This is a genomic window from Paenibacillus sp. HB172176, from assembly GCF_011947265.1.
In the GTDB taxonomy this organism is placed as follows: Bacteria; Bacillota; Bacilli; order Paenibacillales; family Paenibacillaceae; genus Pristimantibacillus.
The window spans coordinates 219,144-236,108 of record NZ_JAATHD010000004.1; the positions used below are offsets into that span (position 1 = coordinate 219,144).

Genomic DNA, 16,965 nt, shown 5'->3' on the forward strand with positions numbered 1-16,965 from the left:
AGAGGCGGCTGGTGTCGCATGATGGCGGACAAGGAGCAGAATGTGCTTATTACGGGCAGCACGGGTCTGATCGGACAACATATCTTATTTGAGAAATTGCATGAATACGCTAGCCGTCGGAAACAAGGAGGGGTTATTTACCTGTTAATTCGCGCGAAAGAGGGAAGAGGGGCAACCTCTTATATACGTGACTTGCTGAATAACCGTTGGACCCCCGACTATTTGAAGAAATTTCCGTTAAACCAGCTTCTGTCGTATATTCAAATCATTGAAGGCGATATTCGCGATCATGATCTCGATATTCTCATCAATAATCAAATTCCTCATCATTGCAGCTTGCAAGTATATCACAGCGCGGGAAGCGTCAACTTGCGGATCGGCGAAGCTGCCGAGCAAGAGGTGATGAATAATAATTATAAAGGCACGCAAACCTTGCTTCGAGCTTTGAGATTTTATCCTTGTCAGTTTATGTTTATTAGCACAGCGTTCTCTTGCGGCATTCGAGAGGGGATCATTTATGATCAGCATGAGCCCTCGGCAGACCCCATGTATCGGAATCCCTATGAACAATCCAAGGCGGAGATTGAGCAGATGGTTGAGAGCTTCGGAGCCCGATATCATATGAAAACGCAAATCGCCAGGCCGAGTGTTGTAGTAGGCAGAATGCTCGATCAACCGGTCTGTTATACGTCCAAGTTCGACGTTATTTATGGCTGGGCCCAATTTTTCTGGATGATGAGAGAGAAAGCGGCTGCCAAGAAGCTTAGAATTCAGATCAATCTGAATTCCGGCATGAATATCGTTCCGGTGGATGTGGTGGCGAAAGCATGCGTAAGATTAAGCCGGACGAACATTCGCCAATTGAATATCGTGCACGAGCAGTCCATCTCGCATCGGGATTATTTGTCCCAAATTTTGAACGCGCTCGGTTTCGACCATTATGAGTTTGTAGAAGTGATGCCCGAGGATTTGAGCAGTACAGAAAAGTTCTATTATCGGACTGTCGGCAGCGTTTTCGAGCCTTATCTGAATGGGCCTCAGTATCATTTCGACACCACGGTTCTGACGCAGCTCATGGAAGATGTTCCCCAAGTTGATATTCACGCAGGAATCAAAGATTTGATCGCTTTCGCCATGGCCCATGATTTCCGCGAGGACCGGGTGCGGGAGGGGGAGCAGGCGCCCGGCGATACCGCATTCCACGCGCGGGTTCATGCGTGATTGCTGCTCGGATATGCCTTACCCCCGAGCCTTCTCCTGATACTCCCCCGGCGGCATGCCGAAATGCTGCTTGAAGACGTAGGAGAAATGCTTCACGCTGACATAGCCGACCTTCTCGGCGATATCGTAGATTTTCTCGGAAGGCTTGCTCCGAAGCAGCTCCGCCGCATGCTCCATGCGAATGCGCGTCAGGAATTTAATGTAGGATTCCTGCGCGTTCTGATGGAAGAGGGAGCTGAGATAGCCTGCGGAAACCTCAAGCTTCTCGGCGATGAGCGCCAGGCTGATCGGCTCGGCGAAATGGGCGTGAATATACGCTTTCGCCTTCGTCACAATTTCATGCTCGCTGCTCTTGCCTGATTCGGCAGCAACCAGGCTGCCGCTGCGGGGGCTCTCATAGAACAAGACCGGAGGCGCGGACAGACTCGTCGTTAAGCGGCGTTTCAACGCCTGGTTCGCACCGCTGTAGGAATGATTCAATTGCAGCGCATGCTGCTCGGATGCTCCGGCAGCGCCCCATAGCCGCAATCCCGTCATCTCCGCGATCTTCGCCGCGAGCTCTTCATAGAGCTGTCCGCATCGCGCCCGGACATGCTCCGCATCCTCCCCCGGCACCAACAGTACCGTACGCTCCTCGTCATCAATGAACAGGACGATATCCTTGCTCTCAGCGGTCAGCTCCGTCGCGGTCTGATGCACGATATAGCGGAACAGCGCCTGATCGCTCAGGGAGAACCCCTTTTCAAGAAGCTGCTTCTCATCCAGCGCGACAATCAACATGCCGCCCTCGGCCTCCAGCAGGCTGATCTTCAAGCGAAAGAGGAGGGGATAGAGCATCCCGATCTCGCTATGATTGTCCGTCACGACGGCTCGCAGAAAATTGCGCGCCACGCCTGCGCGAGACTCGTCGCTAAGCGCCAGCATCGTCTCGTAAGCCGCTTTCTCCGTGCGCTCGGCGGCAAGCTGAACCGCCATCTTCTCAAGCGTCTCCGCCAGCTCTTCCCGCACAATCGGCTTCAAGAGATAATCCGTGACGCCGTATTGCATCGCTTCCTTCGCCAAGGCGAACTCGTCGTAGCCGGACAGAATAATCATCTTGGGCCTGCCAGGCCGCTTCGCCAGCTCGCGCGCAAGCTCCAGCCCGGACATGCCCGGCATTTTGATATCTGTAATAATAAGATCGAAATGTTCGTCTTGATTCAGCAGCGTCAGCGCTTCCTCGCCATCGGCCGCCTCGCCCGCGCATTCCCACTCTTCGTGCAACGAACCGATATGGCTCCTCACATAGCTTCTTGTCAGAGGTTCGTCATCGACAATCATTAATTTGTACATAATCATTATGTCTCCTTCGCCGCGTGATAGGGAATGGAGAGGATGATCAACGTTCCTTCTCCTTGCTTGCTGTGTATCGTTAAGCCGTATTCTTCTCCATATCGCACTTTGATGCGCCGATTGACGTTGAGGAGTCCGATGCCGGCATGCCTGCCATCTGATTTGCCGCCACGCGGGGCAGCATCATCCGTGTTCTCCTGCGCGCCTTCTTCACCGGGAGCATTCTCCAGCCCGTCCAGCCTGCTCTGAAGTCTGCGTAATGTCTCCTCATCCATCCCGGGGCCGTTGTCCCGAACCTCGAACCTTAAGAGCCCTGACAGCAGCGTGGAGGAAATCGCAATAGAGGTCGTCTCCTTCTGCGCTTCGCAGCCATGAATGACGGCATTCTCCACCAGCGGCTGCAGCAGCAAAGCGGGCACGCGATAGTCGAGCAATTCGGGAGCGACGGCGATGGAATAGGAGAGTCTTCCCTCGTAACGGCTGCTTTGAATGCCGAGATAGGCCTGGAGCAGCTCGATTTCCTTGCTTAGTGGAATCTCCTTGTCCCATTGCGACATGCCGCGCAGAATGCTGCTTAGACCGTTAATATGCTGAATTGCTTTGTCCTGCATGCCGGATTGCATGGACAGACTGATCAAGTTAAGCGTGTTGAATATAAAATGAGGCTGAATCTGGCTGAACAGCGCATGAATCTGCGCCTCCTGCTGAAGCAGCTTGGACTCGTACACCTCCTCGACCAGCTTCGTATTCTCCTGAAGCATGCCGCTGATTCGGCTCACCAGCCGATTGAAGGTCGTGCCGAGATAGCCGATCTCGTCTCTGCGCTTGCTTTGAAACGTTACGTTCAGCCGACCAAGCTCGACCTCCTTCATCAGTCGGACAATGGCGAGCAGCGGCTTTAGAAAGTGGCGTATGAGCAGAACGAGCGCCAAGATGGAGATGAGCGCGCTTGCAAGCGATACGGCAAGCGTCTGATTGCGCGTATGAATCGCCTCCCGGTTCATCTCCGTTACCGAATTGACCGCGACGATCTGCCAATTGGTTCGCGGAATGAAGGAGGTGTTCAGCAGGTAATCGTCATCAACCGAGCTCTCGTCCGCCAGTGCCGTTAGTGCAAGCTCCTTCTGCTCCTCGTTTGAAGCATAGATGAAGTCCTGATGCTCGTCGATAATGAACAAGCCGCCGCCTGATCCCATCTCGGCTTTCTCCACGATATCGACAATGCCCTTGTAATTGGCATCGGCCTTGATGACGCCGAGAATATGCTGAGTATTGCTGATGCTGCGAAGCTGCTTCACGACCGAGAACACCTGCACATTGCCGCTGACGCTATTGCCGTTGTCATTGTTGAACTCGTTATTCCGAGAAGGAACGAATATATATTCCTGAGAGGCGAGCGCCTGCTTATACCAATCATATTCGGCCAAATTCTCATCCGGCACCAGCCTTGTCGGAAGCCGCGCGCTGGAGTAAATCTGGTCGGTGACGATCGACACGCGAAGAATATCCTTGCGCGGATAGATCATCATCTCGTCGAGGAAATTCTCCACGAGCCGCCGTTTCTCGAGCTGCTGCAGCTCCGTGCCGCCGCTTGGCTCCTCCAGCGCCGTCATGATGCCCGAATTGCGATAGGGAGAGAGCGTCAATCGATACAGGTCATCGAGATAGGTATCGATATTAATGGACACCTGATCGATAATTTGCTGCACCTTGTCGGAGGATTGCTGCTGGAAATCGCGCGTGTACCGCGTGTAGGACAGATAGGATTCGAAGAAGACGGACAGGAAGAGCAGGAGGCCCGTCAACACAAGCAGCTTGGTCATGATGCTCCATTCGCGGTAACGCCTCGGCGAGAATAATCGTCGGATATAAATTCTCCTTCCCTGTCGCTTATACCTCTCTACATTAATTGTATAAGACACAGCGGCAGGATTGTAAAGCCAATCTGAAAAAATCGCACCCCGATCATCAAAATGGGAATACAATTGGAGTAATTCTATAGGAGCATTCCGTGAAGCTGCATACAGGGCTTGTGAATTCGACAATGAATGGTATAAAGTAGATGGGGACGAAGCTAGGTTAATGGGAAATAATGTTATTATATTGAACGCGCAGCAGCGATAAAAGAAACGGGGGACTGGGAAATGCAGGCATTTAGAAAGGCGGAGGATTATGGATTTCGGCCGGAAGCGTCAGGAATCGAGAATGCCGACGCTCTCCAGAGAGCGCTGGACGCTGGAGGAACGATAACAGTGAGCTGTCCGGGAACGTACAAGCTGGCGCGCACAGTTTATATTGGCAGCTTTACGAGCTTGCTATTCGGCAATGGCGTATTCGTGCGGAAGGTGGATGAGCAGGGACCGTTCTCTCATGTGCTTCTGAACAAAGGTGCGCTGACGAAGACCTACGACGAGCATATCGTTGTCGAAAATCTGCATATGGAAATCAATGGGATGGACTGTCGAACCTTTGTGGATGTTTTTGGTTTGCATGGTCAACTCGCCTTCTATTATGTGCGCGATTTGCATATTGAAGGCTTCCGTTGCATGGATTTGGGCAGGATGCAATACGGTATTCACATTTGCAATTTCGAGGATTTGATCATTCGCGACGTAATCATCAAGGGAGACAAGGACGGCGTTCATCTTGGCCGCGGAAGACGCTTCCATATTAGCGGCGGCGTCTTTGAAACGTATGATGACGCCGTCGCGCTTAACGCCCATGATTACGATGTCGGCAACCCGGAGCTTGGCTGGATCGAGGATGGGGTGGTGGAGAATTGTCATGATCTGCCCCGCGCTAACGGTGAGTCGGTCGGATTCTTCTGCAGAATTCTGGCGGGAGCCTGGAGGGACTGGGAAGCCGGAATGGAGGTGCAGAAGTCGGATACAGTCGTATCCAACGGTCGTTTATACCGTGTCAAGGCCGATCCCGACGGACGGCGGTTTGTATCCCACACTCAGCCCGTGCATGTCAAAGGAACACAGGAGCTTGACGGTATTCAGTGGGCAATGATTCAGGAGGATGTCGTCTATACCGCAGGTGTGAGGAATGTAACCTTCCGCAATATTCACCTGCACAAGCCGAGAATCCCCTTCTCCATTCATTTCGACAATGGCCGCTTCAGTCGTTCGTATTATCCGGGAGCGTCGGTGCCCGCGCAAGAGCAGTTGGCGTTCGACAATATTCGCGTCTTGTACGATGAGCGAAAGCCGATGCTATCGATCAACACTCCCGTTGATGTGTTGACCGTATCGAATTCCAGCTTCCGCAACAACCCGATTCATATACACGGCAATCAGGCGATGCAGGATTACGGCAAAACGCATATTTTGCTGAACGGCTGCACGTTTCATCATCCCGGCACGCTTGAGCTGATTGAAAATGAGGTCGAGGCGAAGAAGATTTATTTCAAGAGCGTCGGAAGCTTGGCGGTTAACGATGCGTTTGAAGCAAGACTAACGGCAGGACCGGGCGAAATTGTGGCGGATAGCGATTTGCGTCTTGCCGACGCATAGCTTGCCTGTAATCCTGAGTTATGACAGTGAGAAGGCAGTCGCAATGAAGGCAGCGAGCTCATAGAGGAGTCGTGCATGTGGAAGGCGATTCTGAAATGAGGCGTCAAGACGTTTCCAGAAGCCCTCCTTGTGAGGAAATGGAGGCGTCTTTTTTTCAATTGTTGAAGCGAGTGGTTTAATTTGAATATTGCTTCTCCGTTATCGCTTATTTATAGTAAGGTTCATAAGGGGGGACGAGCATGATCAAAGTTATGATTGTGGATGACAAGCCTATGGTTTGCAGAGGGCTGCGGGAAATGATTCCATGGGAGTCTCTCGACGCAAAGATTGTAGGTGATTGCAGAAACGGCCAGGAGGCGTTGGAGACGGCGCTCGTACAGAAGCCGGATGTAATCATTACCGATGTGAGGATGCCGGTAATGGATGGCATCGAATTGTGCAAGCATATTCGAGAGCGGCTCCCGGAAACGATTGTTTTCATTCTCAGCGCTTTTCATGAATTTTCCTATGCTCAAGCCGCTATTCGGTACGGGGTGAGCGACTATATACTAAAGCCCATTGATAAACAGAAAATAGGCTTGATCGCCGATAAAATCGAGCAAGTTGCGCATAGACGTGAAACCAAGCGGCAAATGCATGCGATGTTGTACGGAAAACAGGTGCAGGAGCAGATTTCGGAGCATTTGAAGGAAGGAAACGGCGCATTTTTTGAAGGACTTCTCGAAGATATTTTTCAACAGATGGGCCAGGCGGGCCAGGATACCGTTACGGATATTGGCTTGAAGCTGCTTGCCCTGTTTTTGGAGGCCGTGAAAGCGGCGGGGATATCTCCGAATGGCTTCGGTCTGTCTTTCGAAGAGATATCGAGGGAGCTGTTTTCGCTCCAGACGAGGGAGGAATGGCGAGCAAAGCTGCAAGGCGTCTTCCAGGAAACCGTTCAATTCGTCAATGACAGGAAAAATTCACGAAGTGAAACCATCGTTGAGCATTTGATAGGAGTGATGCGGCACAAGTTCCATGATCCGGATCTCACCGTATATAAAATCGCTCACGAACTGGGGCTGTCCCCCAATTATATCAGTGTTATTTTCAGACAATATACGGGAGAGAACATTAGCGCCTATATTACGAGGCTGCGAATGGAAAAGGCGCTTGAGCTTTTGACTGATATCGGATATCCCATTCGCGAGGTGGCCCAAAGCGCCGGCTTCCATGATCCCCATTACTTCTCAAAGGTATTCAAAAAGAGCGAAGGGCTGACGCCTTCCCAATATCGAAATCTGGTGCAGCGTGGTGAGGGGGGATGATCGCCAAGCGCAATTCCATCGGCATTCACCACAAAATTACGCTGATCTTTCTTGTCGTCATCCTGTTTCTGACGACTCTGTCGAGCGGCATTATCTATTGGCAATTCAAGAGCATTATGTCCAGACAACTGATTCACGATATGGATCAAATTATGAAGCAGAATAAAGTGAATCTCAACAATCTGGTCAGTGGACTTGATAAGGCGACGCTGCTGCTTTATTCCGATCAAAGTATTATGAATATTCTGAATAAAGAGCCGAGCGATTTCATGCAGACGTATAAGGACATTGAAGCGCTTAATAATGAATTGATGAAATATATTTATTTCCCATTGAACAGTATGCTGACGTCTTACTCCGTCAGTTTTTTTGTTACCGACAAGCTGCCGTTTACCCAAGAGCTTCCGACAGGAAGCGATTTCTTTTACGGCTTTTATAACTGGCGAGACGTTATGGGCGAGAAGTGGCTGCAACAGACTCTGGCGGGTGACGGAACCTTGGTCTGGTTTAAGAGAGAAAGCGAGAGCCGCATGCTGTATGCTGCCCGTCTTATTAAAAATCCCGAGGCGCTATCCAATGACAACGCTCATCTGGACAAGCCTCTTATTGAGAATGTCGGCGTCGTGGTGATCGGCTTTGATACCGCTCAACTCGGCAAGCAGCTTGAGGCGTCCCAGTTGACGCAAGCCACGCATATGATTCTTTTGGACGAGGAAGGCAATGCCATCTATCGTCAAGACGCCCAGCCCGGCGTTATTCCTCCCGACGTCTATCTTCACGCTCCTTCGGGAAGCATTGTCAAGTATGGGCAACAATATGCCGTCAGCCATCATGAGCTGACATCAGGCTGGCAACTGTTCGCTTTGATTCCACTAAGCGATATTTCGGAGCAAGCCTCCTTCGTGCGCAACATTGTAGGTACGACGGCGCTGGTTTCTCTGTTTGCAGGCTTGCTTCTTTCCGTGCTGATCTCCAATAGAATCTCAGCGCCGATTCGAAGATTGGCCCGAACGATGAAGGTTATTCAAATAACGGACAAGCTGGATGTTTATTTGGACCCCCCTGTGGGCAAGGACGAGGTCAGTTTTTTGTTCAAAAGCTTTAATAACATGATGCGCCGCATTAACAGGCTGGTCGGCGAGGTTTATGAGAGCGGCATACGCGAGAAGGAGGCGGAATTAAAGGCGCTGCAGGCTCAGATTAATCCGCATTTTCTGTACAACACGCTGGATTCTGTTAACTGGCTGGCGCTGAAGTCGGGCATTGATCCGATCTCGGAAATCAATTCATCCCTTGCCAACATGCTGCGGTATATCACCAAGGATTCGGATACCCCAACGAGCATAGCTGAGGAATTGGAGCAGGTGAAGCGTTATATTGCGATCCAATCGCATTGTTACGAGAATCGTTTTGACGTTCATTATAAGATTGACCCGGCAGTTCTGAATACGCCATGCCCCAAGCTCATTATTCAACCGCTGGTAGAGAATGCCTTTATTCATGGCATTGACAATACCGGGATGACGGGAAGCATTGAATTATCCGCATATAAGGATGGGAATGCTGTCGTGGTGATGGTTGGCGACAACGGCCAGGGCGCCGATATCGACAGAATGAACGCCATTGCAACCGGGAAGGAAGTAGCGGGCGAAGAGGAGAATCAAAGCTGCGGCATCAAAAATGTGAACAGACGCATCGTGCTGAAATATGGCGAAATGTACGGCCTGCATTATGAATCGAACGCAGACGGAGGGGTTGCGGCGATCGTACGCTTGCCCTGCAATGCGGATGACGAGACTGCGACGCGCCTGTAGAATATTACACTTAACCTATGAATATTTCCCTTTCGAAAGCGGTTGCAGGCAGGTAAGATTAAATCAAGCATTGTGAACTGTCCGGACAGACACTTTGCGCAGCATCCAAATAGGGACTGCAATTCTAATGTCAAGGGGGACATTTCTCAATGAACGCGAAATCCAATATCGGCTTTATGAGATGGCTGCCGGCTGTGCTTCTGTCCATGGCGATGATCGCAGGCGGCTGCTCGAATGCGAATAATGGGAATGAATCGGCTGCCGGCAGCACGGCTCCGGCGTCAACGGATGGGAATGGACAAAGCTCGATTCCTGCGGATAAGAACTTTTCGATAAAGTTAATGGATTGGCAGGGACAAAACCCGCCCTATCAAGCGGCATATGATCAGGCCATCGCCGACTATATGAAGCTGCATCCGAATGTGAAGATTGAGCATATTTATCAACCGTTGTCCAACAACGGCTATGACAAGTTGCTCGATACCCAGTTCGTATCCCATACCGCTCCGGATGCCATGCAGTTGGACGGAGGCATGATTCAGAAATATACGAATCAGGGTTATATTATGGCTCTCGATGCCTACTATAAGCAGCCTTCGGCTTATGCGGCAGAGTCGAACTGGATCGATACGTTCAAAGGCGGAGAAGAATCCTTCCAGCCTGCGCAAATCGCCAATAAATTCGGCGTCATCTCCTTCGTGCCCGTCGACGGCGGTCCGGGAATCAACTCCATTCGGCCATTCTTCTATAACAAGGATTTGCTGGACAAGGCCGGGGTAACCAAGCTCCCGGAAACTTGGAAAGAGTTTCTCGAGGTATGCCAACAGCTCAAGGACGCCGGCATTACGCCCATTGCGGCGGACAACAATCGTTGGCTGCAATGGATTCACGCATGGACGGGAAAACAGCTCGGAGAAAACTATGTAAACGGCTTCTTCGATGCCAAGTATGCCGATAATGCGGATCTGAACGGCACCAAGGATGAAATCGCGGTGTTGGCCGGCGATGTGAACAAGGACGATCCCGTTATGAATGCCCAGGTGGAGCTTGTGAAGCAATTCTCGCAATATTGGCAGGATGGGTGGGCAGGCGCCAATGAGCAGGCTGCGCAGCAGCTATTCCTGTACCAGAAGGCGGCGTTCCTGGTTGACGGCAACTGGAATTATCAATTCTACAAGGATAACATCAGCGATTTCGAATGGGGCGTCACTCCGTTTCCGTTAATTACCAAGGAATCCTCTCCGTATGCGGAAGAGGCGATGCCGAAGGGGCTGGATTCTCTTCAAGTATATGGATGGGGAATCAACAAGGACTTGGAGAAAGATGCGGATAAGCTGAAGGTGGTCATCGATCTGTTTCAATATATGACGAGCAAGGAAGTGCAGGACAAATTTGTCGAGACTGCTGTCAGCAATTCTCCGGTCGAGGGCGTGCATATTCCGGATGCTCTGGTTCCATTCATGGAAACCGACAAGAATAAGCTGAAATATCCGGCAGGCAATTTGCTGTTCACCACTGCCAGCAAATCGATTGCATTTGCCGCGGCCCAGCAATACTATACGGACAAAATCGATCGGGAGAAATTCATGTCGATCCTCGCCCAGGATGCGGAGTCCATGGCGAAGAAGACCATAAAGGACGAGCTGGATGAGGAAATCGGAATTCCGGCGACCATTGCCACGGTGGAGGAGCAGATTGCAGATTTGCAGGCGGAGAATGGCCCGCAATCGCTTCTGGACGCGCAGCAAAAAGCGCTTGATACGCTTAAGAGCAAGCTGGAATTGCTGCAGAAGGACGCAGTGCCATTGTTGAAATAAAAAAATAGATGCAGAAGGGGCATCGGGCAACAGGTTGCCCTTTTCTGTGTGGATACAGAAGGGAGATTGAGAGGATGAACCGTCCCGCGAAGATCGCAGGCGCAAGGCTAAGCAAGTCCGGCTCGCATTCCGACTATCCATGGAAGCTATGGTTTATTGGTTATTTGTTCGTGCTGCCCGCGCTGGTTTTCACCCTGTTGTTTGACTATTATCCCATTCTGAGCGGCGTGTATCATGCCTTCTACCGCTGGGATGGAGCTCAGCTTGAGAAGTTTGTCGGCTTTGATCATTTTGCAGAAATATTCCATGACGTTGTTTTCTGGATATCCGTTAAAAACATGATGATTTTATTGGTTGCCCACATCATTCTGATGGTGCCGACCGTTGCTTCCTGCATTGTGCTGTTCAGGCTGAAAAGCAGCCGTTTTCAGTATTTGTATCGTTTGTTATTCTGCTTGCCCATGGTTGTCCCGATGCTTGTCACCTTGCTGCTGTGGCAATTCATGTATAATCCTCAATTCGGTTTTTTCAATCAACTGCTTGATGCTGTAGGACTGGGTCAATTCCAGCAGCTATGGCTGGGAGATCCGAATCTGGCCCTGTGGGCGCTCGTTTTCATGGGCTTCCCGTGGATTAATACAATCGCCGCCTTGATTTATTTGGGAGGGCTGCAAAGCGTTGACGGCTCCATCTGGGATGCGGCCAAGGTAGACGGCGTAGGCCCTGTGAAGCAGGCGCTGAAGCTCGAGCTGCCGCTAATCAAGGGTCAATTCAAGCTTAATTTGATTGGCGTTATTTCGGGAACGATTACCGGCTACGGAGTGCAGCTGGTTCTGACAAACGGCGGTCCGGGCAATTCAACGCTTGTTCCGGGACTTTACATGTATCAGCGGGCGTTCGGGGGACGAACGGAATTCGGCTACGCTTCGGCGGTCGGCTTGCTCTTGTTTGCCATTGCGCTGCTCATTACGATTGCCACCATGAAATTTATAAAAAGCGAGTGATGATACCGATGAATAAACCCAAAGCCGCGGAAATGGGCAAGCATGCATTTCTGATTGTGGTTTGCCTGTTTGTCTTCTATCCGCTTCTTATTATGCTTCAGATGTCCTTCAAGGATGTTGGTCAAATCATTTATGCCTTCTTCAAAATCGAGCCGCCCTTCCACCTGGAAAATTATTCGCGGGCATGGAAGCTGGTGCATCCGATGATTGGCAACAGCTTGATCATCTCTTGCGGAACTGCGCTCTTGGCCGTCGTTATCGCTTCGCTTGCCGGATATGCGTTCGGCAGGCTGCGTTTTCCCGGGAAGGAGTCGATATTCTGGATCATCTTCGCGAAGCTGTTTTTGCCCGGCGTGCTGAATTTGGTGCCCGCTTTCGTGCTGGCCTGGAAGATGGGGCTTCTCGATACGTATTGGGCGGTTATTCTCTTCGGAGCATCCGCCGTGCTGCCGTTTTGGGTATTCGTGGTGCGAACCTTCGTGCAGCAGCAGCCTCAGGAGCTGTTCGAATGCGCGAAAATAGATGGAGCAAACGAAATCCAGACCTTCGTGCTCATCGCGGTTCCTTTGCTTAAGCCTATGATTACGCTGTTGATGATTAACGTCTTTATCAGCGAATGGAACAACTATATTTGGCCGCTGGTGACGCTGACATCTCCCGACAAACGACCGATTACGGTCGGGCTGGCCTATCTGACCTCCAGCTTTCCCGGTGATTATGGCGCGTTAATGGCCGGATACACCATCGCGACCTTGCCCTTGCTGCTGTTGTTTATATTCGGAATGAAGCAGTTTGTTCAGGGATTAACTTCAGGCGCGATCAAGATTTAACAACAACGCGCATCCCGCAAGGAAGAAAAGCATTTTGTGGAAGAGGGGAATCAGGCATGCATGAGCGAAGTCCGAATAGGATGCTCCGCGAAAGGGGAGGGCTTGGGAACACAATCAAGCGCATTCAGGCCGGAGAACACGTTCATATCGGTTTTATAGGCGGCTCGGTTACGGCCGGAGCGGGCGCATCCGATGCGGAGAAGACGAGCTGGCGCGCAAGGATTTCGGAATGGTTCAGACGAAGGTTTGACGAAGCGGGATTCAGCTTTCGTCATGCGGCGATAGGCGGGACAGATTCGACTTACGGGGCTTTTCGAATTGGCGATCATTTGCTGAAGGACGGGGCGGTTGATTTGCTCATTGTGGAATTCGCGGTGAATGACAACGGCAATCGAGTTCGGTCGATTCGGGCCATGGAAGGGATCGTAAGGCAGGTGCAACGGATGTATCCCGATGCGGATATTTGCTTTCTCTACCTGCCCGATAAGCAGGGGAGCGAGAGATTCGCGCAATGCGGCGAACCGCAGGTGAATGTGCGGCATCATGAGGAAGTGGCCGACTATTACGGCCTTCCCTCCATTCATCTGGCAACGAGTCTGTATCACATGATTGCCAGCGGACAGCTACGCTGGGAGGACTTGAGTGAAGACAATGTGCATCCGAATGATTTCGGCTACAAGCTGTACGCGCAATTGCTGGGCGACGTGTTCGAAGCCGCTCTAGTCCGTCCCGTAACCCCCGCTGAAGGGCGGGCCGCGCCCAAGATGCGACTGGAGCAGGATTGCTATGAATGGGCAAGGCTTGCAGACGCAGACAGCTCCTTCGATAGGTGGGGAGCCACCGCTGTCAGAGGATGGTCGCCGGAGCAGGTATGCAATTGGACGCCGCCGGCGAATCTGCTGCGGCTTGATTCCGTCGGCTCGGGGATGCGGTTTGCCTTTGAGGGCACGGCGGCGGGGCTGGTCCTGTTGGCGGGGCTGGACACAACCGATATCGAGGTCTCCGTTGATGGGAGCAGCTTTGACTATGTACAGGTCTATGACGCGCATTGCGCGCGATATTATCGACCGAAGGCGATGCTGCTGGCAGACGGCCTGCCAAACGGACGCCATACGATGGAGCTTCGTCTGGTTGACGCGCAATCCCGGACGACATCCGGGAGGTCGCTGCATGTGCGCTCCATCATGATTAACGGCATATTGACAGACCCGTGATTCAGGAAAGAGGAAGAGGAGGAGTTCGCTTGACGATGAAGGAATTAGCCTTGCCCAGCGCAAGTCAGAGGCGATGGCAGGATATGGAGCTGGGCATGTTTTGCCATTTCGGAATGAATACGTTTACTGGAAAGGAATGGGGCGAGGGAACAGAGCCGGCGAGCTGCTTCAATCCGACTGCATTCGATGCCGATCAATGGGCGAGGATAGCCAAGAGAGCCGGATTTTCCTATTTGATCTTAACGGCCAAGCATCATGACGGCTTCTGTCTGTGGCCAACGGCGACGACCGATTACAGCGTTCGTTCAAGTCCCTGGCGCGGCGGGCAAGGCGATGTGGTGGGTGAGACGGCACGCGCTTGCGAGGCATATGGCATCGGATTCGGCGTTTATCTCTCCCCTTGGGATCGTCATGAGCCCTGCTATTCGGAGCAAGAGGCGTATGATCATTTCTACGCGGAGCAGCTAACGGAGCTGTTGACGGGCTATGGTCCTCTTGTGGAGGTTTGGTTCGACGGAGCCGGCTCCGAAGGGAGGACGTATGACTGGAAGCGGATGATGTCGCTCGTGGAGCGGTACCAGCCCGATGCTATGCGCTTTAATATGGGAATTCCGACGATACGCTGGGTTGGCAATGAGGATGGCATTGCGCCATATCCTTGCTGGAATACAGCGGAATCGGCGCGTGTCAGCCTGTTTACGAAAAACATGCTGACCTGGCTGCCCGAAACGCCCAGGTGGGTGCCGGCAGAATGCGATGTTCCAATACGGGAGCAATCGTGGTTCTGGCGCCCGAATGAAGAGGAGAAGCTCCTGTCGCATGAGCGACTGATCGAGATTTACTACGGCTCCGTCGGTCGAGGCTGCAATCTGTTGCTGAATCTGGCTCCAGACGCAAGGGGACTTATTCCGGAAGCGGATGCCGGTGCGGCAATCCGAATGATGGATGATATCCGCAACAGATTCGAGGCTCCTCTGGAGACGATTGCCGGCGGGGGCGATGCGATGACAATGACCTTTGCCAGGGCAACGCGGGTGGATCATGTTGTTCTTATGGAGGATATTGCTTATGGCGAACGCATTCGCTCCTATGCTCTGGAGGCGGAAACGGCCGATGGAGGCTGGATGGAGCTGCTGCGAGGCAGCGCGGTTGGTCACAAAAAAATCGATCGGTTCGAGCCTGTTGAGACTTCGGCGCTTCGGCTTCGCATACTGAAGCGGGAGGCCGAGCCGCATATTCGTCTATTCTCGGCGTATTGCACAGCCAGGGATGACCTGAATCCGCGCATATAAAGGAGAGTTTGTCCGCAATGAGTCGACCCAATGTAATCATTATTCTGAACGACGACATGGGATACTCCGATATAGGCTGCTATGGCGGCGAGGTGGAAACGCCTCACCTGGATCGGCTGGCGGCTGGCGGTATCCGGTTTTCACAGTTTTATAATACAGCCCGCTGCAGCCCTTCGAGAGCGTCCTTGTTGACGGGGCTTCATCCCCATCAGACTGGAATCGGTATTTTGACGGATGACGATGGCCCGGACGGTTATCCGGGAAATTTGAATCGTCAATGCGTGACGATAGCGGAGCTGCTGCAGCAAGGCGGCTATCGGACGTACATGAGCGGGAAGTGGCATTTGGCCAATGACATTCATAATGAAAATCATACCTGGCCTTTGCAAAGAGGCTTTGACCGCTTCTACGGAACATTGGCAGGAGCGGGAAGCTATTTCCGTCCCATGACCTTAATGCGGGATAATGAGCATATCGACGGGGAAGAGCTTCCGGAAAATTATTATTATACCGATGCGATCAGCGCCCAGGCTGCTTCCTTCGTTGAAGATCACAATGCGGTCTATCCCGATCGGCCTTTTTTTATGTATGTTGCCTATACGGCTCCGCATTGGCCGTTGCATGCCAAGGAAGAAGATATATCCAAATATAAGGGACGCTTCGACGCAGGATGGGATGCATTAAGAGAAAGGCGTCTCGCCAGGTTGAAGAGCTTGGGAATCATAAGCGAAGAAACGGCCTTGAGCGAGAGGGATTCCTCGCTTCCGGATTGGGAGCGTGCCGAGCATAAGGAATATCTGCTTCGTTGTATGGAGGCTTATGCCGCGCAAATCGACGCTATGGATCAAGGAATCGGAAGGCTTGTTGATACGTTGGAGAGAACCGGACAGCTCGACAATACGCTGCTTTTCTTCCTCTCGGATAATGGGGGCTGCGCCGAGGTTATTCAGCCTGAAGCCAGAATCGGCGCGGAGAAGAAGGGGGTGGCTCCGACCCGGACAAGAAACGGCAAGGAGGTGGCGTTCGGAAACGATCCGACAGTCATGCCTGGCGCAGAGGGCAGCTATCAGAGCTATGGCGTCGCTTGGGCCAACCTGTCCAACACGCCGTTTCGACTTTATAAGCATTGGGTGCATGAAGGCGGCATAGCCACGCCGTTCATTGCTCATTGGCCCGAACGAATACGAAGCAAGGGCGACATCGTTCACACACCGTGGCAGCTTACCGATGTGCTGCCGACCGTGCTCGAGGTTAGCGGGACGAGCTATCCGGACGCTTACCGGGGCAACGCCTTGGTTTCACCAGAGGGAGAAAGCTTCGCGTCACTCTTTGACGGCGATGTGCTTGCCAGAGGACCCTTGTACTGGGAGCATGAAGGGAACGCCGCGGTTCGAATGTTGAACTGGAAGCTGGTGAAGAAGCATGCTCAGCCATGGGAGCTCTACGATATGAATGAGGATCGGACGGAGCAGAACGATCTGGCTGAGCAGCACCCCGACTTCGTCGCAGAATTGTCAATGCTGTATGACGAGTGGGCTCTGAGATGCGGCGTCATTCCCAGAGAGCAAATCTTGAAGCTGAAGAAAAGCCAATCGCATCAATAAATGCTTTGGAAG

General features: G+C 52.1%; 12 protein-coding genes. 10 read left to right on the plus strand and 2 right to left on the minus strand.

The window, feature by feature from the left end; all coding sequences use genetic code 11:
• Positions 1-18: 18 nt before the first annotated feature.
• The gene (locus tag HFP08_RS08160; RefSeq protein ID WP_168120094.1) at positions 19-1,221 is read left to right on the plus strand and encodes an SDR family oxidoreductase; all 1,203 of its coding nucleotides are present in this window, start codon (positions 19-21) and stop codon (positions 1,219-1,221) included.
• An 18-nt stretch (positions 1,222-1,239) separates the two neighbouring features.
• Here the strand turns inward: HFP08_RS08160 and HFP08_RS08165 are convergent, their stop codons facing one another.
• A complete protein-coding gene (locus HFP08_RS08165) occupies positions 1,240-2,553 on the minus strand; it encodes a response regulator (protein ID WP_168120095.1) in 1,314 nt (437 codons plus the stop codon).
• A gap of 5 nt (positions 2,554-2,558) precedes the next feature.
• Positions 2,559-4,376 carry a cache domain-containing sensor histidine kinase gene (locus HFP08_RS08170; protein ID WP_168120096.1) on the minus strand — a complete coding sequence of 606 codons (1,818 nt, stop codon included), beginning with the start codon at positions 4,374-4,376 and terminating at the stop codon, positions 2,559-2,561.
• A gap of 321 nt (positions 4,377-4,697) precedes the next feature.
• Between HFP08_RS08170 and HFP08_RS08175 the strand changes: the two genes are divergently transcribed.
• The 9 genes from HFP08_RS08175 (at position 4,698) to HFP08_RS08215 (ending at position 16,953) form a co-directional block, all read left to right on the plus strand.
• A complete protein-coding gene (locus HFP08_RS08175) occupies positions 4,698-6,071 on the plus strand; it encodes a glycoside hydrolase family protein (protein WP_168120097.1) in 1,374 nt (457 codons plus the stop codon).
• A 239-nt stretch (positions 6,072-6,310) separates the two neighbouring features.
• On the plus strand, positions 6,311-7,378 hold the full coding sequence (locus tag HFP08_RS08180; RefSeq protein ID WP_168120098.1) for a response regulator transcription factor: 1,068 nt from the start codon (positions 6,311-6,313) through the stop codon (positions 7,376-7,378).
• Entirely contained in the window at positions 7,375-9,192 is a 1,818-nt protein-coding gene (locus HFP08_RS08185; protein WP_168120099.1) for a cache domain-containing sensor histidine kinase, read from the plus strand. Before HFP08_RS08180 ends, HFP08_RS08185 begins: the two co-directional genes overlap by 4 nt.
• 149 nt (positions 9,193-9,341) lie before the next feature.
• Positions 9,342-11,009: an ABC transporter substrate-binding protein gene (locus HFP08_RS08190; RefSeq protein WP_168120100.1), complete on the plus strand. Its 1,668-nt coding sequence runs from the start codon at positions 9,342-9,344 to the stop codon at positions 11,007-11,009.
• 74 nt (positions 11,010-11,083) lie between these two features.
• Positions 11,084-12,013: a carbohydrate ABC transporter permease gene (locus HFP08_RS08195; RefSeq protein WP_168120101.1), complete on the plus strand. Its 930-nt coding sequence runs from the start codon at positions 11,084-11,086 to the stop codon at positions 12,011-12,013.
• 8 nt (positions 12,014-12,021) lie between these two features.
• Positions 12,022-12,843: a carbohydrate ABC transporter permease gene (locus HFP08_RS08200; RefSeq protein ID WP_168120102.1), complete on the plus strand. Its 822-nt coding sequence runs from the start codon at positions 12,022-12,024 to the stop codon at positions 12,841-12,843.
• A 56-nt stretch (positions 12,844-12,899) separates the two neighbouring features.
• The gene (locus tag HFP08_RS08205) at positions 12,900-14,057 is read left to right on the plus strand and encodes an SGNH/GDSL hydrolase family protein (RefSeq protein ID WP_168120103.1); all 1,158 of its coding nucleotides are present in this window, start codon (positions 12,900-12,902) and stop codon (positions 14,055-14,057) included.
• Between the two features lie 35 nt (positions 14,058-14,092).
• Positions 14,093-15,349, plus strand: a complete 1,257-nt coding sequence (locus HFP08_RS08210) for an alpha-L-fucosidase (RefSeq protein WP_168120255.1) — start codon at positions 14,093-14,095, stop codon at positions 15,347-15,349.
• Positions 15,350-15,366: 17 nt separating this feature from the next.
• Positions 15,367-16,953 carry an arylsulfatase gene (locus HFP08_RS08215; protein ID WP_168120104.1) on the plus strand — a complete coding sequence of 529 codons (1,587 nt, stop codon included), beginning with the start codon at positions 15,367-15,369 and terminating at the stop codon, positions 16,951-16,953.
• Positions 16,954-16,965: the final 12 nt, after the last annotated feature.

Coding starts and splice junctions, on each gene's coding strand:
- HFP08_RS08170 (WP_168120096.1), bottom strand. CDS start 4,376: ATGACCAAGCTGCTTGTGTTGACGGGCCTCCTGCTCTTCCTGTCCGTC.
- HFP08_RS08175 (WP_168120097.1), top strand. CDS start 4,698: ATGCAGGCATTTAGAAAGGCGGAGGATTATGGATTTCGGCCGGAAGCG.
- HFP08_RS08210 (WP_168120255.1), top strand. CDS start 14,093: ATGAAGGAATTAGCCTTGCCCAGCGCAAGTCAGAGGCGATGGCAGGAT.
- HFP08_RS08215 (WP_168120104.1), top strand. CDS start 15,367: ATGAGTCGACCCAATGTAATCATTATTCTGAACGACGACATGGGATAC.
- HFP08_RS08165 (WP_168120095.1), bottom strand. CDS start 2,553: ATGTACAAATTAATGATTGTCGATGACGAACCTCTGACAAGAAGCTAT.
- HFP08_RS08180 (WP_168120098.1), top strand. CDS start 6,311: ATGATCAAAGTTATGATTGTGGATGACAAGCCTATGGTTTGCAGAGGG.
- HFP08_RS08200 (WP_168120102.1), top strand. CDS start 12,022: ATGAATAAACCCAAAGCCGCGGAAATGGGCAAGCATGCATTTCTGATT.
- HFP08_RS08205 (WP_168120103.1), top strand. CDS start 12,900: ATGCATGAGCGAAGTCCGAATAGGATGCTCCGCGAAAGGGGAGGGCTT.
- HFP08_RS08195 (WP_168120101.1), top strand. CDS start 11,084: ATGAACCGTCCCGCGAAGATCGCAGGCGCAAGGCTAAGCAAGTCCGGC.
- HFP08_RS08185 (WP_168120099.1), top strand. CDS start 7,375: ATGATCGCCAAGCGCAATTCCATCGGCATTCACCACAAAATTACGCTG.
- HFP08_RS08160 (WP_168120094.1), top strand. CDS start 19: ATGATGGCGGACAAGGAGCAGAATGTGCTTATTACGGGCAGCACGGGT.
- HFP08_RS08190 (WP_168120100.1), top strand. CDS start 9,342: ATGAACGCGAAATCCAATATCGGCTTTATGAGATGGCTGCCGGCTGTG.